The sequence below is a fragment of the Zhongshania sp. R06B22 genome (assembly GCF_040892595.1).
Classification (GTDB): domain Bacteria; phylum Pseudomonadota; class Gammaproteobacteria; order Pseudomonadales; family Spongiibacteraceae; genus Spongiibacter; species Spongiibacter arctica.
Genome location: NZ_JBFRYB010000001.1, coordinates 1320540 through 1347360, shown reverse-complemented (window position 1 = coordinate 1347360; position 26821 = coordinate 1320540). Strand labels below are relative to the sequence as shown.

Sequence of the window (26821 nt, the reverse complement as noted above, 5' to 3'; positions counted from 1 at the left end):
GCTCCGACTATGTCGTCTAGACGGGTCGCCTAGGCGGCGTCACCAATAAATTTTAATGAGAGGCGCTTATTAGCTAACGCTCCCAGTGTTTTTAAGAAACTGTTTTTAAGGCCGTGGCTTTAAGCTCGGTTTTCAGTACTTTGCCTGAGGCGTTGAGCGGCAAGGCATCAAGAAATGTCACATAAAACGGGACTTTGTAGGCCGCTAGTTGATTGGCACAGAAGTCTCGCACTGCGGCTTCATCAATATTGCTGCCAGCCTTGCTGACAACAAAGGCCATGCCCACTTCGCCTTGAGGCGCTTTGGGCACACCAATAACCGCGACCTGAGCCACCCCCGCCAATCCGTAGAGGACTTTTTCAATTTCGGCGGGATAGACATTTTCGCCGTTCATGATGTACATATCTTTTAAACGGTCGGTAATTTTAAGATAACCCGCTGCATCCATTACACCGATGTCGCCGGTTTTTAACCAACCGTCGGCGGTGATGGCCTCTGCAGTGGCTTCGGGCATATCAAAATAGCCCTGCATGACATTGTAACCGCGCACCCACACCTCGCCCTCGGTGCCAAGTTCAACTTCAACGCCAGTCTTGGCGTCGGCACATTTTAACTCCACACCATCAATGGCGCGGCCAGAGGTAGAGGCGATAATTTCGGCCTCGTCATCGGGACGGCAAATACTCACCACGCCGCAGGATTCGGTCAGGCCATAGGCGGTAACCACGGTTTCAAAACCGAGTTTGTCGCGCATATCTCGCACCAGCTGAACCGGCACGGACGCGGCGCCGGTGACGCCAAGGCGCAGACTGGAAAGATCGTAGTTGTGGCGGCTGTCATCGGACAATAGCATTTCATATAAAGACGGCGCGCCCGGCAGCATGGTGACTTTTTCGCGCTCAATGGTTTCCATCACTGACTGTTTGTCGAATTTCGCCATTGGCAAAATGGTCGCGCCGCAGATAATTGCCGCCAGCCAACCCGCCTTGTATCCAAAGGAGTGAAAGAAGGGATTAATAATTAAATAATTGTCGTCGCTGCGCAGCCCCACTGTGGCGCTCCAGCTTTGAAAGACACGAATATTCTGTTCGTGGCTACACAGCACGCCTTTGGCTTTGCCTGTGGTGCCAGATGTAAACAACATATCAGCGCTATCGTGAGGATTAACTGCCCGCTCGGTGGCAATAAACTTGGCGTCATCGACCAGATCGCCGTGACTGAGAAAACTCTGCCAGCTTCGCGCTTCATCGGCTGCCGCTAGGTCTGCCGACGGTAGTAGAATCCGGTGTATCAAGTTGGGTAAGTCTTTATCAACTAAGGGCGCGGCGGCTTCAAATTCAGCGGTGGTCAGCAAGACCTTAACGCCTGCTCGGCGCAAAATATCTGCCGCTTCATTTTCTTGTAAGCGGGTATTTAAGGGCACCAGAATGGCACCAAGGGATTGCAGGCCTGCCGCCGCAACAATCCACTCCGCCATGTTTGGCGCCCATATAGAAACCCGGTCACCGTGCTTGACGTCAATGGCGCAGAAGGCCTTGGCGGCCTGCCGACGCAAATCGTTTAACTGGGCATAGGAAATATCACGGCCCATTTCGCGAATAGCCGCCTTGGCACCAAATTGCTGGGCTGCCCAGCCAATCAGACGCGGCAAAGTCAGGGGCATATCGGGGAATAAAGCAGACGGTTCCAATAACATAAGACGGGCAATCCTAGTGGGCACATTTATTAATAGCAGCGTTTATTGATGGACCTAAGTTTAGAAGTTCGCAGGCAACACAACAAGCGAAATGCGTAGTAATCTGCATTAATAATTACGCGTAACGAAAAAATAAGCCCTTAGCTACCCATAGAATGCTCATGTAGGAGCATTGCTCTTTTGCGGTCAGCGCCCCAGCGGTACTCACTAAATTCGCCAGTGCCACGAATAACTCGGTGGCAGGGAATGAGATAGGCAATATTGTTGCGGGCTATTGCTGAGGCCACTGCCCGCGCCGAAGACGGCATGCCCATGGACTCCGCCAACTGCTGATAGGAACACACTTCGCCGAGGGGAATGGCCATCAAGGCCTGCCAAACCTGCATTTGGAACTCACTGCCTTTGAGCAACACCACCACAGAGTGAGATGGGGCTTGAAATAGGCCTTGCGATGAACTCGGGGATTTAGACACTGCCCCAAAGACTTGTTCGTAGAGCGCCGTCGCCCGACTGTCATCACGTATCAGCTCCGCTGCGGCCCACTCCTGCTGTAGCTCAAGAAGTAAGCTGGCCTCGTCATCAGCATCATCAAAGAAGGCCAATTTACACAGGCCGCGATGATTTACCGCAATAAAGCAGTAGCCAAATAGCGATGGGCAACTGCCGTAACGAATCTGCAAGCCCGCACCCATGCGGCGATATTCACCGGGCGTGACGCGCTCAGTCTTAATCATTAAGTCGTGCAGGCGGCTGCTACCGCTCAAACCGCAGGCAAGGGCTGCCTCCATCACTGAATTGCTGCGCAGTAAACGCTTGGCGTTCTCTTTGGTGAGAAACTGCAGAAATTGCTTGGGTGACAGCCCCACCCATTCGGTAAAAATACGCTGCAAATGGAATTCACTCACTCCCACATGAGCGGCTAGCTCGGCCAAGCTTGGCTGCTTTTGCTGCTTCGCACTTAAATAGCGAATAGCCTGGGCGATGCGCTGGTAGTTTTGCTGCTGTGCGATCACTGTACTCATAGCCTTCCAAGCTTCGATATTTCAATGGCTAGAATTGTGCGGCCTGGCAACAATCAATACCACCCGATTCTTGCTCTGCTATCTTTCTCCCAGACCCAATTCAGACTGGGTTTTCGCATAAAGTCGAACTAAGTTCCCTAAACCTGTCAAACTACTATGCTATAAAAGACCAAGCGCGAAACTGCACGCCTTGCAGTGCCGCCGCTAATGGAATGCCATTTTTTACGTGGAGAAGCCAATGGGCCGTGTCATTAAATATTTTGCCATCACGATTGTCAGCGTGGTTCTTGTTGTCATACTCGCCGGCGTATCGCTCGCGTTTTGGATAGATCCCAATATATTTAAAGACGACATTGAAAAGCTGGCGGCGGAGCAAGGTCTAATCCTGCGCTTAGATGGCGACCTGTCTTGGCAGATCTTCCCCAATATTCAAATTGTCATCAATGGCGCCAGTGTGGCCACCCCTGATGAAGCCGAATTAATGAGTTTTGATAGCGCCCAATTGTCGGTGGCGCTAATGCCTTTATTGAACAAAGATATTATCGTGCAGGGCATTAGTCTCGGCGGCGTGAAGGCATCTTTGCTGGTCGATGAAAACGGCGTCGGCAACTGGAGCAAGATTGGCAAGCAGACTGACAGCACTGCCAAACAGCCAGAGCAAACAGCAGAGAGCGGCGAAGCCCTGCAACTTGCCATTGCCAAGTTGAATTTAAGCGATAGCCAAATCACTTATAGCGACAAGAAAACCGGCCAATATATTGAATTAAAAGGCCTATCCCTGAGCGGCGAAAACATCCAGCTCAACAATACCGCCTTTCCGCTAAATTTAGACACCGAGGTCGTGTTTAAAGACCCCAGCCAATCACTCAGCGGCAGCGTCAAATTCAATTCCAATATCACCATCAATGAGGCTATAAACCAGTTCATTATCGGCGACGGCACACTGGCGCTAAGTATTGATCACAAAAATGAACTCGCCACCGCATCGCTAAAAACTAAGGTACAAGTAGACGCCGAAGTGGATATCGCCGACGCTCTAGTTTGGTCAGTACCCGCACTAAGGATTTCTGATACCAGCCTAGCGTATGCGGCCAAAGACGGCACTAATATAGAAATCAGCTCGCTCACCTTTGACGGCGGTATTAAACCCGGTGGCGAGGCCAGCGTGGTGACCATTAACGGTGAGCTAAGCTATGGCAGCGCCAGCCAAAAGCCCATTGCCAGTAGCTTAAGTTTATCGACGGCTTTAAGTATTGACGAAAAACTCAATGTTATTAAAGCGCGGGATTTGGACTTTAAGACCAGCCTTGGCGGCGAAGCGCTAAACTTAACAGGGAATTTTAGCGCAACGCTCAGTCCGCTGGACTACCAAGCCAAACTGAATTTGGCGACAACAAATCTCAAGAAAATCGCAGATTCGCTGGGCATTGAACTGCCGGTGATGGCGGAGCCCAGCGCACTGAGTAAAGTTGGCGCGATGGTGTCAGTAACAGGCAATGACAAACGTATTGTGATTTCTGAGCTGCAAAGCACCCTAGACCAAAGCACTATTAAAGGTAATGCCAGCGTTAATCTCGATAAAGGCCAAGCCGTTAAGCTTGCCTTGAATATCGACAAAATTAATGTCGATCACTATCTTCCACCCGCGCCACCGGTAGACAACAAAGCTGCTACAAAAACTAAAACTGAGCCCGCTGCTACCGCGTCAGCCGATACAGAAATACCGCTGCCCAGAGAGATGCTCAACGCCCTGGACGTAGATGCTAAATTACAGATCGGCGACTTAACAGCAAACAAATTGCCCTTTAAAAATATTCTGCTGCAGCTCATCGCGAAAGGTGGCGTAAGCTCTGTCAGCCCACTTAGCGGCATGGTTTACGACAGCCCCTTCAAGGTGGATGCCCAGCTCGACACGCGGCCCAAAGAAGCCAGAATGCTTATTCGCGGCAATAGCACGCAGCTGCCCCTGGGCAAAGTATTGAAAGACGCTGCTGCGATTGAAGAGCTATCTGGGATAAGCGATGTGAGCTTTAATTTAAGTACCAACGGCAATAGCGTCGCAAGCTTGAAAAAGCATCTAGACGGCAATATTGATCTTAGCGCGCAAAAATTGCGCCTTAGCAATATGAATATTGAAAAGGCATTTTGTCAGTTGGTTGCTAGATTCCAGCAGGAGACCTTCGACCCCACCGCATGGCCACTGTATAGCGACCTAAGCGACACGGTTACTAAAATAGTTATTAAGGATGGCATTGCCCGTATCGAGAAATTAAATTCCGGGGTTAGCAAACTGGCATTGAGCGGCAACGGCAAGATTAATTTGAATGATGATACTTTTGACGTGGTCATTAATAGCCGCTTGGCGCAAGCAGACCAAGATGCGATGGCCTGTAAAATTAATAACACCAAATTATTAAACCGAGATATACCCATTCGCTGCAGAGCGGCTTTCGACAAAGTGGGCGCCACTAGCTGCCTGCCGGACTTTAGGGTTATTGAAGACATCGCTAAAGAAAAAGCCAAAGATAAGGTTGATGAAAAGGCCAAAGAGTTTATCGACAAGAAAATGGGTGGCGAAAAAGGCGAGGCTGCGAAGCAGATATTTAATCAGTTCTTTAAAAAGTAGATAGTACTGCCCTAGCCCTTCGGCAGCGAGCGCAGGTGCTTGCTGCCGCTAATCACTAAGCCGCTATAAAACTTGCTGCCAAGGACTAAACTCTCGCTGCTGCGCGCCGGCAACGGCGGCGCAGCTTAAAAAACCCTTGGCGACACTTATGCCGGCCGCTAAGTTTGCATTATTCATGCACTCATTTTTTAAATTATCTTTTGCCAATAAATGCACGAATGGCAGGGTCGCCTGACTTAAGGCCTGACTCGCGGTTCTAGCGACCGCACTGGGAATATTAGCCACGCAATAATGAACGATGCCTTCTTGAATATAAGTGGGCTGGCTATGGGTGGTTGGCTTTGTGGTCTCAAAACATCCGCCTTGATCCACCGCCACGTCAACTAATACCGAGCCCGGCGCCAAGGCCGATAAATCCTGGGCGCGAAGTAATTTAGGTGCCGCCGCACCGGGCACCAAGGCAGCGCCAACGACCATATCGACATCAGCTAATAAACCGCGTAAATCCAAGTCTTTATTATCCCGAGCTGCAAACCGCGCAGATTTGAATTGCTCCCGCAGCGCCGCTCGCCTGTCCGCAAAAGGCTCAATCATCGTTACCTTTGCCCCCATGCCCAAGGCGACATCCGCCGCATTGCTGCCGACAACGCCGCCGCCAAATATCAACACATGCCCAGGCTCCAAGCCAGACACGCTGCCCAGCAGCACCCCTGATCCACCCTGAGCTTTTTCTAAGCAATGCGCCCCCGCCTGCACGCTTAGGCGTCCGGCGATTTCACTCATGGGTTTTAATAGGGGCAGCCGGCCCTGTTCGTCGGTGATGGTTTCATAGGCAATACAGGTGGCGCCACTGGCGATTAAATCAGTGGTTAATTGTGGATCGGGGGCAAGGTGTAAATAACAAAACAGGCGATGCGCAGGCCCCAGCAAGGACACTTCCCTTGATTGTGGCTCTTTCACTTTTACAATGAGCTGCGCGTCTGTGTATAAAGACGCCATGGACGTGGAGAGCTGGGCGCCAACGGCTAAATAGTCATCATCACTATAGCCAGACCCCAGCCCGGCGCCGCTTTCAATAAATACGGTGTGGCCGGCGGCCACTAGCTCGGCTACTGCGGAGGGGATTAAGCCAACGCGATACTCCTGCGCTTTAATTTCTATGGGAACGCCGATACGCATAGATACACTTCCCCGCAGTTTAAAAAACCATTATGCGCTAAGCCACTAGCTCCCACTGACCATTGTGCTGCTGGGCGAGGGATTCCTTCTCTAATTTAAGCAGATGCGCCCAAAGAGACAACTTGGCTATGGGATGGATGGCGGCGTCGACATCTTGGTAGGCAACCGCCACCAAGTCGTCGAGATCGCCTTTCTTCACTTGTATCAAAGCCGCTCGCACCTTGTCTTCTCTAGACTGGCGATGGGCAATTAAGTGCTCTACTTCCTTCACCGGGGCGTCAATTAAAGTGCCATGTCCCGGCGCTAGGTAGCTTAGTGGGTAATCCAGTAATAAGCGCAGCGAGGCGATGTAGTCCGCCATATCGCCCGCCGGCGGAATGATCACCACGGTCGACCCCTGCATTATATGATCGCCGGTAAATACCGTGCCGCTGGCTTCATGCAAAAAACAAAAGTGATTACCGACATGACCGGGGGTATGTATTGCCCGCAGCACGCTGCCGTCCACATCAAAACAATCATCGTGGGCAAGGGAGCTAGTTGGCGCAAAGCTGGTGTCTTGATGGCCGTCGTCTTCGATTACCGCCCCAATGACCGGCACGGCATACCGCGCCTGTAAGGCGGCTGTAGCCGGCGAATGGTCGGGGTGGGTGTGAGTAGTGACGATACGCACCAGCTCACCGCCTAACTGCGCAATGCCGGCCTCAATTGCCGCAATGTGCTCGGGTATATCTGGGCCGGGATCAAGAACGGTTATTTGTGTGTTTCCCAGTAAATAGGTATTGGTGCCCGGCCCAGTCAACACACTGGGGTTGGGGGCAACAATACGATGTACGCCCGGCAAAAGCGTTTCTAAGACACCGGCAAGCAACATAGACCAAATCTCGTAAATACAGTAAATTGCAGAGTAAAAGTGAAGGCCTGCAGAAGCAAGCGGCATCGCAACTGATCGCAATGTTGCGGCAGTTCGCAAAATTGACAACATTATTCCACTACTACTCAAATATGGTATAGTGTGTCAGTGGATTTCTTCACCAAGATAGTAACGGTGTATAACGTACTGACACGCGGACAATACCGATGAAAAAGCTTTTGCAGCTTGCCTTTAACTCAGAAGTGCCCGACATCAGCGAGCGCTATAGAATATTTGCCAGTGCCTTGGTGGTCATATTTACTATTAGCTATAGCATCGGCTTTTTACAGCTTTTGCACTTGGGTCCCTATCTCGGCCCCGGCCTTGGCGATCAGGTCAGCTTTCAGCCCCTACTCAATAGCCTCAACGACCTAAATGCTAACAACCCCGGCCTGTGGCTTGCGCTTATGGCCCTGCTGAGCTTCACGATATTATTTAGACTCGCTGCTATGCTCGGCGGCTATTTCCTGTTCGAACGGGAAGAGGGTGAACCCTATCCCATTAAATGGATTGTGGTCTTTTTTCTGACCAATATGCTCAGTACCTTCGCGATACCACTGATGCTTTTAGCATTGGGTGGTTTGTTCTTTTTATCCGGTTTAGATTTTGCCATTGGTTGGCACTGGGTGGATCACAATGTAAGAATTGCCCACCAGCTCGTGATGGATTACGTGCCCACGCTGGTGAACGCGCCCGCGCCACTTGCGGTGCTTATTATCGCCGTGATTAGCGGCTTTTTTCACTACTGGTTTCACCGCCTAGGCCACACCCAGCGCTTTTTGTGGTTGATGTTTCATCGCCCGCATCACATGACCCCAGCGCTGATTCAGTCCACCACGATGGCCGTGTTCACCGCGCTGCCTTTGTTTATATTTGTGGTACTGCCCTACAATCTAGTGTTTGCTGCCTGCACTAAACTGTTTAGCAGCGAGCCGCTCTACACCGCAGTCATTGTCTATAATTGCCTAATTTTAATTCCTGAGATATTCGGTCACCAAACCGCGCTATACCGCATGGCTTCGCGCAACCGCCTAATACGACTAGCGAGTTTTATTTCTGGCGGCGGGGTCTACCACTATATGCACCACTCTTCTGAGCCAGAGCATTGCGGCCGCAGTGGCGCGGTCAATTTAGTGAATATCGGCGGTGGACCACTGTTTATTTGGGATATTATTTTTGGCACCTATTGCTCGCTTAGCCCTAAGACACCAAGAGCTGGCTTGAGCGGTCAACCCGAACTGCATTTAAACCCGCTGCGTCTCACTTTAGCTGGTGTAGCCCAAGTGTGCAGTGAGCTATTGAGTAATCCAAGCTGGCGCGAAAAATGGCGAATTATCACTGCGTCGTCGGACTACTCGCCGCCGGTCAGCACTGACTTTGCGGTGAAAGAACAGCGCACCACCCATAAGCAGGCCACCCCCCCAGCGGCGGCAAGCCACGGCTATTCTTTTAGTAGCGGGGCTGAAGTAATCGCCAACGCAGGCGCCAAGTCAGCAACAGCGCCGCGGAGCTAAGACCCGCAAACAGCCCCAGCCAAAAACCACTGGGGCCCATTGGCGCCACAAGTATGTCAGTGGTCGCCAAGGTATAGCCTATTGGCAAACCAACCCCCCAGTAAGCAAATAGTGTTAGCAGCATAGGAACGCTAGTGTCCTCAAACCCACGCAAGACCCCATTTGCAGTAACCTGAATCGCATCGGACACTTGATACAAAGCCGCAAACAATAATAAATAACTGGCCAAGGCGATGATTTCGGCATTGTCGGTGTATATCAGCGGAATCCAATGTCTGCCTGCCACCAGCATGGTGACGGTCAGCGCCCCGATTGCCAGGGTGATTTTAAAGGCCGTAGCAATGGCAATACGAAGCCCCGCCTCGTCTTGGCGCCCGCGAGCATGACCAACACGGGTGGTAGCTGCCAAGGCAAAACTCAAGGGCAACATAAAGACCAGCGAGGTGAAATTTAGCGCGAGCTGATGACCGGCAACAATAACAGCGCCGGACTGGCTGATCAGTAAGGCGATAATACAAAATACGCTCACTTCGAAAAAAATAGTGAGACCGACAGGAAAGCCAAGCTTCAATAAGTAAAGTACTGTTTTGGGCTCCCAGTGAAGGGGACGCAGGCTTAGCCGCGCATTGCGATAAACACGATGACGGTGCACATACAGCAGCATTAATATCGCCATAATCCACATTACGATAGCCGTCGCCCAACCGCAGCCCACGCCACCCATTGCCGGAATGCCGAGCTTGCCGTAAATAAGCACATAGTTGATGGGAATATTCGCCAACAGCCCGATCACGCTAATAATAAGGACGGGGCGGGTGTGGCTGAGTGCTTCGGTATAACTGCGCAAGGCTAATACGATAGCGATTGCCGGCATGCCCCAGCTCAAGCCAAAGAGATAATCGACCACCATGGGTCTTATCTCGGGATCGACATCCATCCAGATCAGCAGCGGCGCGGTATTACAAAGCACCACCACAGACAGTATGCCGATCCCCAAGGCAACCACCATGACCTGATGCACCAGGGGATTAATACGCTCTAACTGATTGGCGCCAACATGGCGGGCCAATACCGAGGTTGCGCTCATCAACATACCGGTCATAAACAGAAACACCGGCACCCAAATACTGGCGCCCACAGCCACCGCCGCCAAGTCGAGCGCAGAGACACGGCCAGACATGACAGTATCGACAAAGCCATTTGCCGATTGCGCGAGCTGACCGCCAAAAATTGGCAGTGCCAATTTTAGTTGAGTTCGCAGTTCTTGGCGGGCTGTAACAGACATGGATTTACCGACGTGAAAAACCGCCACACTCTAGCGCAGCGGGACGGGTCTCGCAAATGATTACAGGCCTTTGCACGATTGCTGCCCTGCTCCATTGCCACGGGCAGCGCTGGCCACTAGCACCGGCGCTTGGATAAACCCTAGCCAAGTGCTCATTGGGCACTTAAGCGGCTTCTAGGCAATCACTATTTCGATTTATAAGCTCACTCAGCGGATGAGGTTTTCTTCGCCAGAAAAGCATCCTTCGCGAGTGTAATGGCCTAGATTCAGGCGTAAAAAAAGGAAGCCTAGGCTTCCTTTTTAGAGGGGGTATGTAAAACCCTATGAAATCAAATGGCTTAAGCCATATTTTTGATTTCAACGATAGTATCGACATCTGCCTCGTAATCTACACCATCAATCTCAAAGCCGAATAAACGCAGAAACTCGCGCTTATAACCAGCGAAATCGGTGGTTTCTAGCAGGTTCTCAGTCGTTACTTCATCCCACATTTGAGCAACCGCAGCTTGAATTTCGGGGCGCATTTCAAGACCATCGGCACGTAAACGACCCTCATCATCCTTGATAGGCGCATCACCGTAGAGGCTGTTTTTGAACAAGCCATAGACCTGTTCAATACAACCTTCGTGGCTGCCGTCGGCTTTCATGGCTTGGAACAACAAAGCCAAATACAGCGGCATAACAGGAATCGCCGAGCTGGCCTGAGTCACAACCGCTTTCAGCACCGAAACTCGAGCATCACCGCCGCTGCGGGCAAGTTTTTCGCGGATATTGATCACGCGCTTGTCGAGATCTTTTTTGGCCGCGCCAATAGTGCCGTGCCAATAAATATCCCAGGTTAGCTTATCGCCCAAATAGGTGTAGGCAGTGGTTTTAGCGCCATCGGCTAGCACGCCGGCATCATCGAGCGCATCTATCCACATCTGCCAGTCTTCACCACCCATGACCGCGACCGTGTTATTGATTTCGTCTTCATTGGCCGCGACTAGGGTGAAGTTCTCGATGGTCTCTTTGTCAGTATTAACGCCGCGCTGAGTCACATCTTTACCGATGGGCTTGAGCGTTGAGTTAAACACTTCACCGGTTTTAGGATGCTGACGACGGGGAGAGGCCAAGCTGTAAACCACTAAATCTATCTGGCCTAGGTCTGCTTTGATCTCCGCAATGGTCTTATCTTTAATCGCATCTGAGAAGGCATCGCCATTAATGCTTTTTGCATAAATACCGTCTGCTTCTGCGAATTTATGAAATGCCGCAGAATTATACCAACCGGCGGTTGCTGGCTTTCTGTCGGTGCCTTCTTTTTCAAAGAAAATACCCAGCGTAGACGCACCCGCACCAAACGCAGCGGTAATGCGCGACGCCAATCCATAACCCGTGGAGGCACCAATTACCAATACCCGCTTGGGACCGTTGGGGATAGCGCCTTGGGCTTTTACGTAGTCAATCTGCTGACTGACATTGGCCTCACAGCCAACGGGGTGGGTTGTGACACACATAAATCCGCGCACACGAGGCTTGATGATCATAGGGAATCTCTGCTCCAAATTAAGTAAGAGTATTTCTTCATGGCGGGCATTATAACCAGCCTTGCCTGCAGGCACTAATACTCACCGTCAACATTGCGGGGGCCGCCCAGTGAGCGCCTGCTAGGGCCAGAGTCACCGGAAAACAGACCCCGCTAAGACGGCATAATCCGTTTAACGGATGCTATGCGTAAATAAATTAAAATAAGATTACGCATAACAAGACTTAAAACGATGCAATATCGTCTCAACAACTCTTATTAATTTTATATACCCGACGCGGCTTGCTAAATTAATCACCGCTCAGCGTTTGAAAAGAGTTGCCTGACTGCCGCTTTAATAAGACCTAATAATAGGATCCACCATGAGTCAAACCGAAAAAACCATCGCCACTGCGCCTCGCAATAGTAAAGACATCACTCAGTGGGACATCGAGACCGATATCGCCATTATCGGCTTTGGCGGCGCGGGTGCGTCTGCGGCCATCGAAGCAGCTGACGCCGGCAGCAAGGTCTGCATTTTTGAGGTGGCAAGCGCCAGCGGTGGCTCTACGGCGCTATCAAGCGCTGAAATTTATATGGGCGGCAATGGCGGAACGCCAGTACAACAAGCCTGCGGCTACCATGATGATACCGAGAATATGATCAACTACCTGAAAGCCTGTTTTGGCAATCAGGCTGACGAGGAAAAAATTCGCCACTACTGTGAAAACAGCATTGCGCACTACAACTGGCTGACTGGGCATGGCGTGCCATTCAAAATGAGTGAGCTAAAAGAGCGCGCAATCATGGCGCTCACCGACGACTGCCTATTGTTCACCGGCAACGAAAAAGCCTACCCCTTTACCGAGCATGCCACCCCCGTACCCCGCGGCCACAACCTTGAGATAGAGGGTGATAACGGCGGCCCCCTACTAATGAAAATCCTCACCGAGGCGGTAGTGGCACGTGGAGTCGATATTCATTATGACAGCCGCGCACTTACCCTCATTACCAATGATAGCGGCGATGTTGAAGGCGTCGTGGTAAGAATTGATCAACAGGAAAAAACTGTGCGGGCCCGCAAAGGCGTTATTTTGTGCGCTGGCGGCTTCTGCATGAATGAAGAAATGGTAAGAAAATACGCGCCGACTTTTGACTGCGGCTTAATTCCCATTGGCAATCCCGGCGACAATGGCAGCGGCATTCTAATGGGCATGGGTGTTGGCGCGGGCACCACCAATATGCACGAGTGTTTTGTTAGCCTACCTTATTATCCGCCGGCATCACTGACCTACGGCATCCTCGTAAACGACAAGGCACAGCGTTTCATCAATGAAGACTGCTACCACGGCCGTGTTGGCTACAACGCCCTTATGGCTCACAAAAATTCTTCTCGGGTTTATTTTATTACCGATGTTGAAGGTTACGGCGACTACGAAAAAATGAGTTATCTGGGGGCAACGGTTGCAGGCACCGGCGATAGTATTGAGGAATTAGAGCAGGAATTAGCTCTGCCGGAGTCCAGCTTAGAACAGACCGTCACAAACTATAATAAGCACGCCGAAAATGGCAAGGACCCGTATTTCCATAAGCATGAAGCGTGGTTAAGGCCCATTAAACCGCCCTATGTTGCGCTGGACTGCACCCTCGGTCGCGGACCGTTTTATCCCTTCTTTACCTTAGGCGGCCTAGACACGCGGCCCACAGGCGAGGTGCTAAGCCCAGAGGGCAAGGTTATACGTGGCCTATATGCAGCGGGGCGCACAACCGCCGGTCTGCCGCGCACCGCGGCGGGCTACGCCAGTGGCATGTCGGTGGGAGATGTAACTTACTTTGGTAGGCTGGCTGGTAAAGCCGCAGCAGAGGCTTAAACTGTATGATGCCCAAGCCCGCAATATGCGCGGGCTTGGGCCGCAAGCACCGCAACCATTCCCCGCACCATACAAGCCCTCATAGGTATAATTATCCATAGCCACCCCAGCCTATGGAGGCAACACTTACAGCATTAATAAAGCTCAATTGTTCATACTTTCAGCAATCGAAACACGATGTATTCGGCATAGCATATGACACATTCGGACGCCCAGAAGACCACCAACCGGATGGAGCAACAAAAACCATTCACTATGGGAAATCTACATTGGGCTCACTGGTTAATTGTTGCGCTATCCCTGTTAATGACCATTGCTGTTTGGCAATACTCAAAGATTCAAATCCAAGAAAAAAATGAAAACCGATTCCATCGCGAAGCCGAACAGGTCATTACATTAATAATTGAGCGCCTGCAAAAATACGAAGATGCCTTATGGTCAGGTGTTGCGACTATTAAATCCCATGAAGACACAATTAATTTTTCGCAGTGGCAAAGTTTTTCCAGCGCACTACACTTGCCGGAAAAATATAAAGGTATAAATGGTATTGGTGTTATTTTCAATGTACCCGATACGGCACTACCAGACTATCTACGAAGACAACAACAAGATCGTCCCGACTATCGCATTCATCCAGCACATCAAAACGTCTACCGTTTCCCCATCACATATATAGAGCCCATGGCCGACAATCTTAACGCCGTCGGCTTAGATGTCGCACATGAAAGTAATCGTCTAAAGGCCGCGCTTAAAGCCCGAGATAGTGGTCAGGCACAAATTACTGCCCCTATTTATTTGGTGCAATCCGAAGAGCGCACGCCAGGATTTTTGTTCTACGTACCGTTTTACAATTCGACGAATGACAGCGACTCTGAGCTCATATATGAAGATGGCGACTTAGCAATAAAAAAACGCCAACAACAATTCGCTGGCATGGTATACGCCCCCTTTATTGTATATAAACTAATGCAAGGCACACTTGAAAAAGCTCGTCGACACGTTGGGATCACCATTAGTGATGACGGCTTCTTACTCTATGACGAAAACCACAAAAATGATAAGCGCTATGAAAAAGGACCACAATTTCAGCAAGCCTTTCCACTAGAGGTCTACGGCAGGAGTTGGTTAATCACTATCAGAAGTAGCTCTGCCTTTAGAAATGAGACAAGTAATAACCAACCCACATTTATACTGGTCTGCGGTATTATTATCGATGCCATGCTATTTTTTCTTTTTATAATTTTAAGTAATGCGAACCGCCGCGCCACGAAGCTAGCCAACTACATGACCGAAGGGTATCAAGCTAAATCTCTAGAATTAGAACGAAATATAGAGCGCTTAAAAGAAAGTAACACGGAACTCGAACAGTTTGCATTCGCGGCTTCGCATGACCTCCAGGAGCCACTTCGAACACTGACAAGCTTTACGGAGCTACTAAAAGATGAGCTTGGGAGCAACCCAGATAAACCCCATGTTATCGCTTCGATAAAATACATCAGCGAAGCCGCCGAACGCATGCAATGCCTTGTACTGGGACTAATGTCATATAGTCGAATTGGTCGCGAGCCGGAACTTATGTCGGTTGACTGCAATGATTTACTGGATGACGTCCTCAGCGACTTAAGCGTAGTCATCAAAGAAAATAATGTAAAAATAGTCCGCGCCACACTACCAGTCATTCTTGCGTTCCCAACAGAGTTACGTATGCTTTTTTTAAACCTAATTAGCAACGCTATTAAGTTTAAAAACCGAGAAACGACACCGTGTATTACAATTTCATCTAAAGAAGAAGATGATCATTGGCTTTTTTCAATCACGGATAACGGCATTGGCATAGATCCAAAACAATTTGAGCACGTCTTTCTAATCTTTAAGCGACTACATTCACAAGACGACTACCCGGGCAGCGGCATTGGTCTCTCAAAATGTAAAAAAGTCGTCGCGCTTCATGGCGGTAAGATTTGGGTAAGTTCAAAGATTAACGAAGGCAGCACGTTCTTTTTTACCTTAGCGAAATCGCCAAAAAAGTAATCTTAGATTTGGCTACACGGGAATCGCCGACAAAAAAACCCGCGCAAGCGCGGGCTTTTACTAACCGGCTTGAAAATTTAGAGGATGTCGCCCAGGTTCAATAACTGGGTTTCACCATTGCTATCATCAACACCGTCATTATCGTTCACCATCAGTACGTCGCCATTTTTCATCAGCGCAATACCTTCTATCTTCTCAGTAACAAGACCGCCGGTCGCCAACATATCTGGCATGACATCACGCACCAGGGACTTGCCTACGATGGCGCCATCGGCTAAGCCAGTGGTATCAAACTTATACAAACGTTTGATTACCGCATCTGGTCCACCTTGGTTGTCACGCTCGATAACTAAAAACTCACCGCCACCAATTGAGGTGATTTCGGATAAGCCAACCCAGCCACCATTTTGCGATTCTACGGCATCAAGGGGATAGAATAAGAACGACCAGCTAGCTGAGCCAATATCATAAATACCAATACGCACATTGGCTTCACCTTCCCAGGCACGCTGGAAGGCAACATACAATTTACCCTGGTACTCGCTAACACCTTCAAAGCCGTTTTTACGCTGCAGTGCATTCACTGCGGGTGGCAATGTCACCGCCTGCTGCACAAGCCCTGCCGCATTAGTTTTAATCAGCAGATTCATGCTTTTCACCGGACCATCAACCGCGTTGCCTGAGCCTTCCGACGCTATCCAAACACTGCCATCAGCAAGTTTAGCCACACCTTCTGGATCAATATTTACGGTCTTATCGGCATTGATCGCACTCGCGGGTAGCACACCAGCTGGCAGTGCGGCCAAAATATCGTTGCCGTCAGTGATGTGGGTTTCTTTGGTAATCACTGCGGGCTCCTGACTCACATCAAGAGTGAAGATGCGGTTCTTCTGGTAAAAACTGTCATCCACCGCGTATACCAGATTGCTATTAACTGGGTCTGCTGACAGCCCAGATATAGCGCCCCAAGAGATAGGCGAGCCATCCAGTCGATCTGCAGAAATCACGGTTGGGTAAGCAGCGGGCGCACTACCGTAGTAGTAGATATTCAGCGTTGAGCGAATAACATCTTCGCGACTGTCCTTCTCACTGGCAACCACTAAGAGATTGCGAGATGGAATTGCCAAGGCACCCTCCGGCGCAACACCAGCAGGGAGTACTTGCTTAAGCATTGGCTTGGTGAAATCTGCAACGTCATAGACAAACACCACACTTGCGCGCTCGGAGTTTACAAACAAATAGCGCTCGCTTCCAAATACGCCAAACTCAGCATTCTCTGGCTCATTGCCTTTGTTTTCAGAGCGACCCTCGGGGTAGTGACCATAGCGTGCCGTTAATTGATCTAAACTGTTGCCAGCTTCATAGACCACGTCACCGGCGGTGTTAAATACGCTGAAGCTGCGGCTACCGCCGTCTAGATCACCTTCGTTAGCAGTCACAAAGTATTCAGTAGACAACCAGCTAACGCCATCTGGTTCACGCAAGACCGCATCTAATGATTGGTTCTGGGAAATGATATCGTCTTCATTAGCGTCTATGCCCGTGAGATCAACCGTACCCGCGCTGAAGTGATTTACGATGCTGCCATCCACTAAATTAACTAAAACAATGTGGTTGTTTTCCTGCAGTGAAACTAGCGCAATATTGTCGCTATTGATGTCGACAAACTCAGGCTCTGGATCGCTTGGGTATAAATCAGCCAAACCGGTAATGGCAACCGTTTGTGTTGTCCACGTTGATGGCTCGCCGCTTAAATTTACAATCACAATATTACCAGCGGGTAATTGCGGTGGTGCGCCGTTGCCAAGGTCTTCGTCGCGTTCGTTTTCAATGACGACAACCGCGTAGCTGCCATCTGGGCTCACGGCAACCGAATCTGGCTGACCGCCAACATCAATACTGCGCACTGCGCTGCGGCTCGCGATGTTAATTACGTCTAACGTGCCTGACACATTAATGAAGTCTGCAGAGGTATTCACCCCAACCAACGCGAATTCATCTTTCACCGCAACCGCCGTGGGCTCACCAGACAAGCCTAAAACGCCTAGTACCGATGGTTTGGATGGATCGGCAATGTCGACAAAGCCAATGCGATTGGCGGGACTGTCGGTGTAAATCAAGGTCATACCGTCGGTGCTGGCAGCGACAATTTCTGCTGAGGTTTCATCGTCGGAATCGCAGTTGGCATCATCTTGAAAGCAAACTGGGAATGCCGCAATACGGTTAAAGTTTTTCGCTTCGTTTAATAAGGTTGGTGCGCAGATATAAGACGTGTCCGTTACTTCGCCGTCCGCCAGAACATCATCCGCATTAGTATCGCGGCCTGATTCAACCATGACTCCACCGCTGAAACACTGCGCGTTACCCGCCTGCAAGCTGGTTTGACGAATCAAACTGTTCAGACCATCGCTACCGTCTGCGCCATTGGCACCGGCACTGCCTAACTGACCATCTAAACCGTCGCGGCCGTCATCGCCGCCACAAGCAACAAGAAACAAGGGAGTCGCTATAGCGATGCCCCAAGCTAAGGCTGTCTTTTTGATTTGCATCCTTCCTCCAAGTATAAAACGCGAAATATTAATCGCTTGAGAGTACAGAGGGATTGCGACAAAACACTGACAGTTATATGGCAGTAAAATGGAACTTATATGACAGAGAGGTTTATTGATGACATTAAAAATACACAATAAAAAACCAGTCCTTGCCGAGGAGGGGCCTTAGCAAGGACTGGTTTCACATTTCAAATCTACTTAGTCTTGATATCCGCTAATGTGTTTAGCGGCCTGATATGCAAAGGTCATTGCTGGCCCCAAGGTCGCACCCGGTCCGGGGTATGTCGGCAAGACTGCGGCACTGCAATTACCAACAGCATACAAGCCGTCTATTGCGCTACCATCTTCCTTCAGCACTTGCGCATTGGGATTGGTCGCCAATCCGCCCTGAGTACCAAAATCGCCGGCCTCTAGGCGCATGGCATAATAAGGTGCCTCGTCGATGGCTCCCAAGCAGGGGTTAGGCTCAAAACGCGGGTCGCCGTAGTAACGGTCGTAGGCAGAATCGCCGCGGTGAAAATCTTCGTCCTTACCGGTTTTAGCATAGCCGTTCATTTTAGCAACGGTGGTCTCTAGGTTGTCGGCGTCGATACCTAGCTGTTCTGCCAGCTCGCGGACGGTGGCCGCTTTACCCACTAATTTGGTTTCGAACCATTCTTTGGGGATAGTCCAGTCCGGCTTTAGGGACGCAGTCATCAGCGGCCCAACAATATAGTCTCGGCGAAAGCGTGCATCGAATATTTGATACATGGGCGAGCACGGCGCGTCATCGCTATGCTGCTTATACAGATCCTTTTGGAAGGCCATATAGTTTTGTGACTCATTGGCAAAACGCTCGCCGCGTAAATTGACAATACAGGAACCGGGATAAGACTTTTCCATAATACTTAAACGTGGCGCCGGCTCACCGGGAACAGATACCGTGGTGCACCACCAAGCGCCATCCATCAAGCGCGTAGCGGCACCCAAGGCCAAGCCCTGCTGAATAGCATCGCCAGTGTTGCCCTCTACCCCGCCGCTCCAGTCAGTGCTGGTTGGCGCCGGCAAATATTGCTCACGCATTTGCTGGTTGCGCTCGAACCCGCCTGCCGCCAAAACGACGCCTTTACGAGCTTGTATCCGCATGGATTTACCATTGCGGCTGACAACGGCCCCCACTACGCGGCCGTCCTCTGTAATAAGCTCCTGCATGGGCGAGCTTGCCCACATCGGCACATTGCGCTTTTTAAGCGAATACCAAAGTCTGGCTACGCCCGCCGCGCCGGTACATATTTGGCGGCTGAGACCATTGCCACGAAACCACCACCCCAGGTCAAAGGCCCATTGCGCGACCAATTTCATTGTTAGCTTTATCCAACCCGGTCCCTGCAAGACCAATAGGGCGGCCTCGACCTGGGTAAAATAAATTTTGCTGAACATCCGCATCATATGATGACTTGGCCGCAGGCGTTGGACGTCATCACCTAGCAGAGACGAGTCAAATCGCTCTGGCTCCATTGAGCGATGACCGGTTCGCGAACCTTCAATATCGGTGTAGTAATCTGGGTAGTGTTCTAGGGTTTCATAGCGCACATCGCTGCGCTCATGAAGAAAATCGATCATTTTGGGACCGTTGATCAGATAGGCATCAACCATATCTTCAGAGACCGCCCCCGCAGGCGTGGTGCTGAGCAAATACTGTTTAGCGTCTGCAAAGCTATCTTTCGCCCCGGCTGCCTTGGCGTAGCGGTTATTGGGTATCCATACACCGCCACCAGAGGTTGCACTGGTGCCGCCAATCTTGGCTGATTTCTCGACGATGAGAACATCACTCACGCCCATTTCGTAGCAGCTCAGCGCGGCAGTTAAAGCCCCGTTACCACTACCAACGACGAGTACATCAACGCTATGATCCCACTTTGCTACTGTCATTATTTTTATTCCCACTAACTTATTTGGCCTTGATAGGCTCGATCCGCGGCAAAAACCAAAGGTCATCAATTATCGTAAAAAACCCTTCAATAGCCGGCTATCATAAACCGCCGGCATTGCCAGCCCTATCATCCGTCTGTATTAGCTATATACAATGGATGGAGCTGGCTAGGGCAGGACAACATTCAATATACGCCGATGTTATACCTTCAAGACGTGACCCAGCGATATAATCTAGGCATTTAACTCAACCCTTACCTTAATTACGGCCAGTGACTATGACCCGCTCTAAAGCCAAGACTTCCCTCGCACCATCGCTTTACCAGCGCTTTCTAGAACGAGCGATTATTCAACACGCCTCAATAATGGCCATTGAAGAAAGATTACCAACAAATTTAGACAAAGCTGCACTGATCGCGATTAAAGATGACCGCTACTTAGCAGAGATGACAGCCTGCGTATTTAGAGCCGGCTTTGTGTGGCGAATAATTAGCCTAAAGTGGGAGGGTTTTGAGACCGTATTCAATAATTTCCTTCCCATTTGGGTGGCATCGAGATCACCAGAACAGATAGAAGATATGGCGACTGATACGCGCATAGTGCGCAATTTAACCAAAGTGAAATCGGTGCAGGAGAACGCCCTATTCATTCTGGATGTACAGCGTGAATTCGGCAGTTTCGGTCGCTTTTTAGCCGATTGGCCAGAGGACGATATTGTTGGATTATGGACATACCTCAAGAAACACGGCAACCGTCTGGGCGGTAACTCAGGGCAATACTTTTTACGGTTTATGGGAAAAGACACTTTTATACTCAGCCGCGATGTCTGCACAGCATTGTGCGCCGAGGGTATTGTCGATAAAACAACGATCACTAGTAAGCGCGATCTAGCCGCGGTACAAGCCGCCTTCAATGAAATGCGCAGCGAAAGTGGCCGCTCGTTGTCAGAACTCAGTATGATTTTGGCTTTATCGATTGGACCAGCTTAAGCCGTCGCTGCAACATAGAGCCGCTGAGTCAAGCTGAACACCATTGCACCCCATTAAGTGGGGTGCAGGCTTAGGGCACGACTATAGCGAGACGCGATTACGCTTAAATCACATATGCTCTCTCAAACAATGAACCCGACACTCCTATATGATCGCTATCAGTGATCGTGTGCAACCACCCCGACTTGCGGCATATTCGCCAAACCAATATCACGGGCGTGTTCTTCAAAATCTTTATTCTTCCAGAAAAACGCTCCTGGCATGGTGGTAGGAATAACGAGAACATAAAAGAGCGTGCGGCCAATCAGCGCTGTTAGCAATACTGACAGACAGACCAATAGCGCCAGCCCCAAGTTAATTGCGCTCGGCGCCAGCGATAACAGCAATAGCGCTGCACTGGTATTCGCGGCGATCAGGCAGTTTCGCAATACATAGCTCTTTCCAAACACCGTGCACTGAATGTAATGCGACACGCTGCCTTCATTATTCGCAGTGTCCATAGCAATCGCGTGACGCCATAATCCCAGCCCTTCCATCACACTGCCGATGACAATTCCGCCAAGCACAATAATAAATAGCTGATTAATATCACCACCAAGCACCATGAGAGTCGGTATACCCACTAGCCCAAGTAATATACTTCCCAGCGTTATGGCTGTTCCTAAAAATGACGTCGCCGTCTGCCAGTGATCCCAGAACGGCCGCGCGCGAATTCGGTAGCAGCGATACATATAGTAAAGGCCGACCGAGCCTGCGATCAGCGCCAAATAAGCGGATACCGACGCAAAGGCATCGAAGCGTCCCCAATCACCGAACACACTTATAAAGATGTCATTCGCTGGCAACATCAGCAATAAATGTAAGCCTGCAAACACCATATAAAGCAGCATACCTAAGCCTTCTCGGCATACCGGCGAGTGTCGAAGGTTATTAAACCCCCGGTAAAACCGCCAAGGCTTACCCAAGTGTGTTGCCGACACCAACATGCCCAGACCCGCCAAGCCGACGGTAATCGCCATGAGGGGGATATACATGACAGAGTCACGTAACGCCAAGAAACTCTGAATACCGAATTGGGCGCCCAAGAACGCAATAAAAAATGCGCCTAGCGAGATTTGGCTAACCAAGGTGAAGATCACCAAAGGATTTTCCCGTGAACTCAGCTTTGCTAGACTCCACTTTTTCTCAACACCTTTTTTCTGATCAACCACAGGTCGGTATTGACCGTCGTCACCCTTGTGATATTTAACTGACATGCCGTCGGTACGTGTTACTTCATCCGGCATGTTTTTAATCTGCTGGAAACGAATATTAGGCTGAGTGATTTCTGGGTCCGGGAAGCCGGGAATACTGGTCTTACCCTGCTCGCGATTGTCAGGCAGATCATCAACCACCCCAAAATCCAGTGCATTACCCAAGCAGGCAGACACACAGGCGGGCTTGAGATTCACCTCTAGACGGTCGACGCACATATTGCACTTAGAGACCTGCCCCTTGATGGGGTCTAGCTGGGGCGCATTATAAGGACAAACCCAGGTGCAATAGCCGCAGCCAAAGCAGGTATCTGGGTCTTGTAGAACCGCCCCATACTCAGCGTGTTTGGTATAGGCGGCCGTTGGGCAGCCTTTCAAACACACCGGATCATCACAGTGGTTGCAGGCCATTGAAATATTCATACGCTTAAAATCTGGGTATGTGCCACCCTCAACATAACCCACGGAACGAAAACTGATGTGCGCCGGGTTGTCGTTCTTTTCGCTGCATGCCGCTTCGCAGGCATGACAGCCAATGCAATTGTCGGCGGTAAAATGAAACGCGTGCTGTTTATTACGGTTGGGGTTTGCACCCACGCCAGGCTCTTCGTTTATAAACATTTCTCTATCGACTGGCAGTGCGCCGCCAGTACGAGCGATTAAGTCTATTGGTGCCTCGTAATAGTTTACCTCCGGCGCGGTCGACTCTTTGAGAAAGGCGTATGCCGGTTCATCGTCCCTTACTTTCCACATAATAACTGCCCTTAATCGGGTAGCCTAGCAATCAGCTAAGCTAGCTCTTTATGACTTATTTCGCTCTTATTCCCTACCGCCGCCACTGAGCTGACCCCAGTAACGCAGCCCCAAATCAATACGCGCGACGCTCCACATTCAAGCGACCGGCTTCCTTCTGATCTATTTTCTCAATGCGCACCGCACATTGCTTGAAGGCCGGCTGCCGCGAATAAGGGTCGAGTAAACCCAGCGACAGACGGTTGACGCAGTCGTGATAGTGCATGGGGATAAACACCATATTGTGGGGTACCCGCTGAGTAAGCTGGACCATCACAACGGCGTCGCCGCGTTTGGACACTAAGCGCACATAACTTTGGTGTTTTACACCTTGCTCCCGCGCCGAATCTGGATTCATTTCCATATACGGGGTAGGACTGAATTTATTTAAATTACCAATTTTTCCGGTCTTGGTACGGGTGTGAAAATGCTCAACCACCCGTCCGCTATTTAGCCAGAACGGGTAGCTGTCATCGGGTACTTCATTGTCTTCGATATAATCCATCGCCAACAAATTAGCCTTGCCACTGGGAGTGGGATACAGCCCATCGCTGTAAAGTCGCGGACTACCGGTTTTCTCTCCCTCGCGCATTGGCCACTGAATTCCGCGCTGTGCCTCAATCAAGTCATGGCTCATGCCGGAAATATCTAAGTTGCGCTTATCCCCCTTAGACAGGAGCTTCATTTCGTCGAATATGTCTGAGGTGGTTTCGGGGAATGTCATCGCCCGGCCGCGCTCAAAACGCTTTGCCAGTTCGGTAAAGACCCAGTGATCAGGCTTAGCTTGTCCCGGTGGCTCAACAAATTTGCGAACTAAATTTACCCGGCGCTCGGTATTTGTCTGCACGCCCTCTTTTTCTCCCCACAGCGCGCCAGGCAAATAAACGTGCGCAAAGTTAACGGTTTCACAGTCTTTATAACCGTCTTGCACCACCATAAATTCGAGTTTTTCTAGGGCCTTTTTGATGCGTGGCTGATTGGGCATAGAGGTCAATGGATTGGTTGCCACAATCCATAAGGCCTTAATCTCGCCGGACTCAATAGCAGGGAAAATATCAGTTTGCTGGAGCCCGCGCTTGGCGGGGAAGAAGTCGGCATCTACCCCCCAAAACTTTGCCACCTCATCTCGATGCTCTTGCTTCTCTAGCATGCGATAGCCAGGTAGCCCGGAACAGGAAGACCATTCACGAGTACCCATGGCATTCGCCTGACCAGTGATAGACATGCTGGTGCCGCCGGGAATACCGATATTGCCGGTAATTAAATTAAGATTATTAATACCGCAAACACCGTCGGTGCCGTGGGTACTCTGGTTAATCCCCATGGTCCAAATACTCATCGCCGATGGCGCCTTGGCGTAGATCCGCGCGACATTTTTAATCATATCGGCGTCAATGCCACAAATACGCGAGGCGGTCACCGGATCATACTTAGCGACGGTGGCCTTTAATTCCTCAAAGCCGTTACAGTGCGCTTCGATATACGCCTCGTCCTGCAGGCCTTCAGCCAAAATCACATGAGCGAGTGCGTTCAGTAAGACTAAGTCTGTTCCTGGGGTGATAGGGAGATGTATATCGGCAAACTGGGCAAACATCGTTACCCGTGGATCAATCACAATTACAGGGAACTTGCGCTTTTCCAAGGCCTCTTTGAGACGCCAATAAATGATGGGATGTTGCTCTGGCAGATTCGACCCAAACGCCATAAGGCAGTGGGTGTCTTCAAAATCGTCGTAGCAGCCAGGGGGGCCATCAGCGCCGAATGAGCGCTTATACCCTGACACTGCAGATGCCATACACAAGGTGGTATTGCCGTCGTAGTTATTAGTGCCAATCACACCGCGCACCAACTTACCCAAAGTATAAAACTCTTCAGTTAATAACTGCCCTGTAGACACCACCGCAATGCTGTCACGACCATATTTTTCTTGTATACGGGTAAACTCTGCAGCCGTTTTATCTAGCGCAGCGTCCCAGCTGCTAGGCTGAAAATCGTCATATATTTTTTGCCGCATTAGAGGTTCTGTACCGCGGCCCGCAGTACCACTTAATTCATGTTCAAAAATGCCCTTTATACATAACTTACCTTGATTGACCGGAGCATTGCCCTTACCCCTACTCGCGACAGGCTTACCTACCGCGTTCATACCGACCTCTATGGAACAGCCCGTTGAGCAATAACCGCAGACCGCGTATTTCCAGTCCACAACTTTTTTATCTACTATCGTGATTGGCTTACGATTTTTCCGGCCAAATATCATTTAATTCCCCCTCCGCCCCATAGCACCAAATTAGAGCAGACACCTGACGATGAGCTATTAATAAGCGCACCATAATGGTGAAAATACACCTGTTTATGGCTTCCATGACCTGTGAGCTACAAGAACCATGCCACTTAGGCATGGTGGGCATTTAGAGGCGAAATAAGCGAAAAAACTGGCGTTATGATCCAGCGACAGCTTAGCGAGGAAGGAGAAAAAGATCGTGAGATACAGTGGTAAAGGACAAATAGACAGGAACAAAAAAAGGGGCCCGAAGGCCCCTTTCTAATGACTCACATGTGAATCAAAGTTTACTCAACAACTTCTGCCTGCATAACCGCGATAACGCGACGGTTAGCACTGCGACCAGCTGATGTCTTGTTGTCAGCTATTGGACGCTCTTCGCCATAGCCTACTGCGCTTAAGCGATTTCCAGCAATACCGTAATCACGGATCAAGGCATTCCGAACCGCATCAGCACGACGCTGAGAAAGCTGCTTGTTGTAAGTTGCGGCGCCATTGCTATCAGCGTGACCTTCAACAACAGTGCTTATGCCACCGAACTTATTCATGAAGTCAGCAACCTTTTTCAACTCAGTTGCGTAAGCGACAGGAATAGCGTCAGAATTATTCGCGAAGTTAATTTCTAACTTAACGCTTTCTGAGCTCTTGAGCACAAACTTACAACCAAACTTGTCGACTTTACGACCCGCTGGAGTATTTGGGCACTTGTCACGGTAGTTAGGAACGCCGTCACCGTCTTTGTCCAAGGCACAACCTTTGGCGTCTACTGCTACGCCTGCTGGTGTACCTGGGCACTGATCAACACCGTCTTCAACACCGTCGCCGTCTGAATCGCTAACAACGGGGGCAGGAGCAGGTGCAGGTGCAGAGGTGCCACCGAAGGCATAGCTTAAACCGATAGACAAGATGCCATCGCCAGTTTCATTGTCTGTGCCATACACATAACGTGCATCTGTACGTACCGACCAAACACTGTCGATCGCGTAACGTAGACCGCCACCAGCCATTATCTGGGTGTGCGCGTCATAGCGACCGTTATCGAAATCAGACTCAACGACACCAAGACCACCAGCAACATAAGGTGTCACTCTTGAGTCGTTGCTAAAATAACGCAAAACGTCGAGGGTAGTACCCATCACGTCTTGGTCGATACCGCCAAGACGGTGATCGTGGGGCTCACTCCAAAAACCACGGATTTCAAGACCCCAGTCTTTATTGAATCTGCGCTCAGCACCAAAAATATACGCTACGGCGTCGTCAAGGTTACGACTATCATCGTAAGTCATGGCGCCAATGGCAGGGTTTAAATACCATTTACCTTCTTCAGCAGCAGATGCCAATGTAGGACAAATCGCTGCAGCAATAGCAGCACTTAATAGGACTTTACGCATAACTC

16 protein-coding genes are annotated in these 26821 nt (G+C 50.2%); 5 read left to right on the top strand and 11 right to left on the bottom strand.

The window, feature by feature from the left end; translation table 11 throughout:
- Window positions 1-91: 91 nt before the first annotated feature.
- On the bottom strand, window positions 92-1696 hold the full coding sequence (locus AB4875_RS06105) for a FadD3 family acyl-CoA ligase (protein WP_368375163.1): 1605 nt from the start codon (window positions 1694-1696) through the stop codon (window positions 92-94).
- 140 nt (window positions 1697-1836) lie between these two features.
- A complete protein-coding gene (locus AB4875_RS06100; RefSeq protein WP_368375162.1) occupies window positions 1837-2718 on the bottom strand; it encodes a bifunctional transcriptional activator/DNA repair enzyme AdaA in 882 nt (293 codons plus the stop codon).
- Between the two features lie 238 nt (window positions 2719-2956).
- On the opposite strand from AB4875_RS06100, the gene AB4875_RS06095 reads away from it, so the two are divergent.
- Window positions 2957-5344, top strand: coding sequence for an AsmA family protein (locus tag AB4875_RS06095; RefSeq protein WP_368375161.1), 2388 nt, complete (start codon window positions 2957-2959; stop codon window positions 5342-5344).
- A gap of 63 nt (window positions 5345-5407) precedes the next feature.
- On the opposite strand, the gene ald is transcribed toward AB4875_RS06095, so the two are convergent.
- Window positions 5408-6523, bottom strand: coding sequence for an alanine dehydrogenase (gene ald / locus AB4875_RS06090; protein WP_368375160.1), 1116 nt, complete (start codon window positions 6521-6523; stop codon window positions 5408-5410).
- A 37-nt stretch (window positions 6524-6560) separates the two neighbouring features.
- Entirely contained in the window at window positions 6561-7508 is a 948-nt protein-coding gene (locus AB4875_RS06085; protein ID WP_368375159.1) for an MBL fold metallo-hydrolase, read from the bottom strand.
- 95 nt (window positions 7509-7603) lie between these two features.
- Here AB4875_RS06085 and AB4875_RS06080 point away from each other — a divergent pair, with 95 nt between their 5' ends.
- The gene (locus AB4875_RS06080) at window positions 7604-8950 is read left to right on the top strand and encodes a sterol desaturase family protein (protein ID WP_368375158.1); all 1347 of its coding nucleotides are present in this window, start codon (window positions 7604-7606) and stop codon (window positions 8948-8950) included.
- On the opposite strand, the gene AB4875_RS06075 is transcribed toward AB4875_RS06080, so the two are convergent.
- Window positions 8886-10235 (bottom strand): MATE family efflux transporter, encoded by a 1350-nt coding sequence (locus AB4875_RS06075; RefSeq protein WP_368375157.1) that lies wholly within the window; start codon window positions 10233-10235, stop codon window positions 8886-8888. The genes AB4875_RS06080 and AB4875_RS06075 overlap by 65 nt on opposite strands.
- Window positions 10236-10573: 338 nt before the next feature.
- Window positions 10574-11764 carry an enoyl-ACP reductase FabV gene (gene fabV / locus AB4875_RS06070; protein WP_368375156.1) on the bottom strand — a complete coding sequence of 397 codons (1191 nt, stop codon included), beginning with the start codon at window positions 11762-11764 and terminating at the stop codon, window positions 10574-10576.
- A gap of 361 nt (window positions 11765-12125) precedes the next feature.
- On the opposite strand from fabV, the gene AB4875_RS06065 reads away from it, so the two are divergent.
- Window positions 12126-13613 carry an FAD-dependent oxidoreductase gene (locus AB4875_RS06065; protein WP_368375155.1) on the top strand — a complete coding sequence of 496 codons (1488 nt, stop codon included), beginning with the start codon at window positions 12126-12128 and terminating at the stop codon, window positions 13611-13613.
- Window positions 13614-13844: 231 nt separating this feature from the next.
- Window positions 13845-15644, top strand: a complete 1800-nt coding sequence (locus AB4875_RS06060) for a CHASE domain-containing protein (RefSeq protein ID WP_368375154.1) — start codon at window positions 13845-13847, stop codon at window positions 15642-15644.
- Window positions 15645-15721: 77 nt separating this feature from the next.
- On the opposite strand, the gene AB4875_RS06055 is transcribed toward AB4875_RS06060, so the two are convergent.
- Both AB4875_RS06055 and AB4875_RS06050 read right to left on the bottom strand, forming a co-directional pair.
- Window positions 15722-18193, bottom strand: coding sequence for an esterase-like activity of phytase family protein (locus AB4875_RS06055; protein WP_368375153.1), 2472 nt, complete (start codon window positions 18191-18193; stop codon window positions 15722-15724).
- A gap of 201 nt (window positions 18194-18394) precedes the next feature.
- A complete protein-coding gene (locus AB4875_RS06050) occupies window positions 18395-20107 on the bottom strand; it encodes an FAD-binding protein (protein WP_368375152.1) in 1713 nt (570 codons plus the stop codon).
- 278 nt (window positions 20108-20385) lie between these two features.
- Between AB4875_RS06050 and AB4875_RS06045 the strand changes: the two genes are divergently transcribed.
- Entirely contained in the window at window positions 20386-21096 is a 711-nt protein-coding gene (locus tag AB4875_RS06045) for a DNA-3-methyladenine glycosylase I (protein ID WP_368375151.1), read from the top strand.
- A 158-nt stretch (window positions 21097-21254) separates the two neighbouring features.
- On the opposite strand, the gene AB4875_RS06040 is transcribed toward AB4875_RS06045, so the two are convergent.
- The 3 genes from AB4875_RS06040 to AB4875_RS06030 form a co-directional block, all read right to left on the bottom strand.
- Window positions 21255-23102, bottom strand: coding sequence for a DmsC/YnfH family molybdoenzyme membrane anchor subunit (locus AB4875_RS06040; protein ID WP_368375150.1), 1848 nt, complete (start codon window positions 23100-23102; stop codon window positions 21255-21257).
- 115 nt (window positions 23103-23217) lie between these two features.
- Window positions 23218-25401 carry a molybdopterin oxidoreductase family protein gene (locus tag AB4875_RS06035; RefSeq protein ID WP_368375149.1) on the bottom strand — a complete coding sequence of 728 codons (2184 nt, stop codon included), beginning with the start codon at window positions 25399-25401 and terminating at the stop codon, window positions 23218-23220.
- A gap of 311 nt (window positions 25402-25712) precedes the next feature.
- On the bottom strand, window positions 25713-26816 hold the full coding sequence (locus AB4875_RS06030) for an OmpA family protein (protein WP_368375148.1): 1104 nt from the start codon (window positions 26814-26816) through the stop codon (window positions 25713-25715).
- Between the last annotated feature and the right edge of the window lie 5 nt (window positions 26817-26821).

Bases quoted from the DNA above. Each gene is read 5' to 3' on its own strand.
- AB4875_RS06095 (WP_368375161.1), top strand. From the start codon at position 2,957: ATGGGCCGTGTCATTAAATATTTTGCCATCACGATTGTCAGCGTGGTT.
- ald (WP_368375160.1), bottom strand. From the start codon at position 6,523: ATGCGTATCGGCGTTCCCATAGAAATTAAAGCGCAGGAGTATCGCGTT.
- AB4875_RS06080 (WP_368375158.1), top strand. From the start codon at position 7,604: ATGAAAAAGCTTTTGCAGCTTGCCTTTAACTCAGAAGTGCCCGACATC.
- AB4875_RS06105 (WP_368375163.1), bottom strand. From the start codon at position 1,696: ATGTTATTGGAACCGTCTGCTTTATTCCCCGATATGCCCCTGACTTTG.
- AB4875_RS06060 (WP_368375154.1), top strand. From the start codon at position 13,845: ATGGAGCAACAAAAACCATTCACTATGGGAAATCTACATTGGGCTCAC.
- AB4875_RS06055 (WP_368375153.1), bottom strand. From the start codon at position 18,193: ATGCAAATCAAAAAGACAGCCTTAGCTTGGGGCATCGCTATAGCGACT.
- AB4875_RS06065 (WP_368375155.1), top strand. From the start codon at position 12,126: ATGAGTCAAACCGAAAAAACCATCGCCACTGCGCCTCGCAATAGTAAA.
- fabV (WP_368375156.1), bottom strand. From the start codon at position 11,764: ATGATCATCAAGCCTCGTGTGCGCGGATTTATGTGTGTCACAACCCAC.
- AB4875_RS06085 (WP_368375159.1), bottom strand. From the start codon at position 7,508: ATGTTGTCAATTTTGCGAACTGCCGCAACATTGCGATCAGTTGCGATG.
- AB4875_RS06045 (WP_368375151.1), top strand. From the start codon at position 20,386: ATGACCCGCTCTAAAGCCAAGACTTCCCTCGCACCATCGCTTTACCAG.
- AB4875_RS06050 (WP_368375152.1), bottom strand. From the start codon at position 20,107: ATGACAGTAGCAAAGTGGGATCATAGCGTTGATGTACTCGTCGTTGGT.
- AB4875_RS06040 (WP_368375150.1), bottom strand. From the start codon at position 23,102: ATGTGGAAAGTAAGGGACGATGAACCGGCATACGCCTTTCTCAAAGAG.
- AB4875_RS06100 (WP_368375162.1), bottom strand. From the start codon at position 2,718: ATGAGTACAGTGATCGCACAGCAGCAAAACTACCAGCGCATCGCCCAG.
- AB4875_RS06035 (WP_368375149.1), bottom strand. From the start codon at position 25,401: ATGATATTTGGCCGGAAAAATCGTAAGCCAATCACGATAGTAGATAAA.
- AB4875_RS06075 (WP_368375157.1), bottom strand. From the start codon at position 10,235: ATGTCTGTTACAGCCCGCCAAGAACTGCGAACTCAACTAAAATTGGCA.
- AB4875_RS06030 (WP_368375148.1), bottom strand. From the start codon at position 26,816: ATGCGTAAAGTCCTATTAAGTGCTGCTATTGCTGCAGCGATTTGTCCT.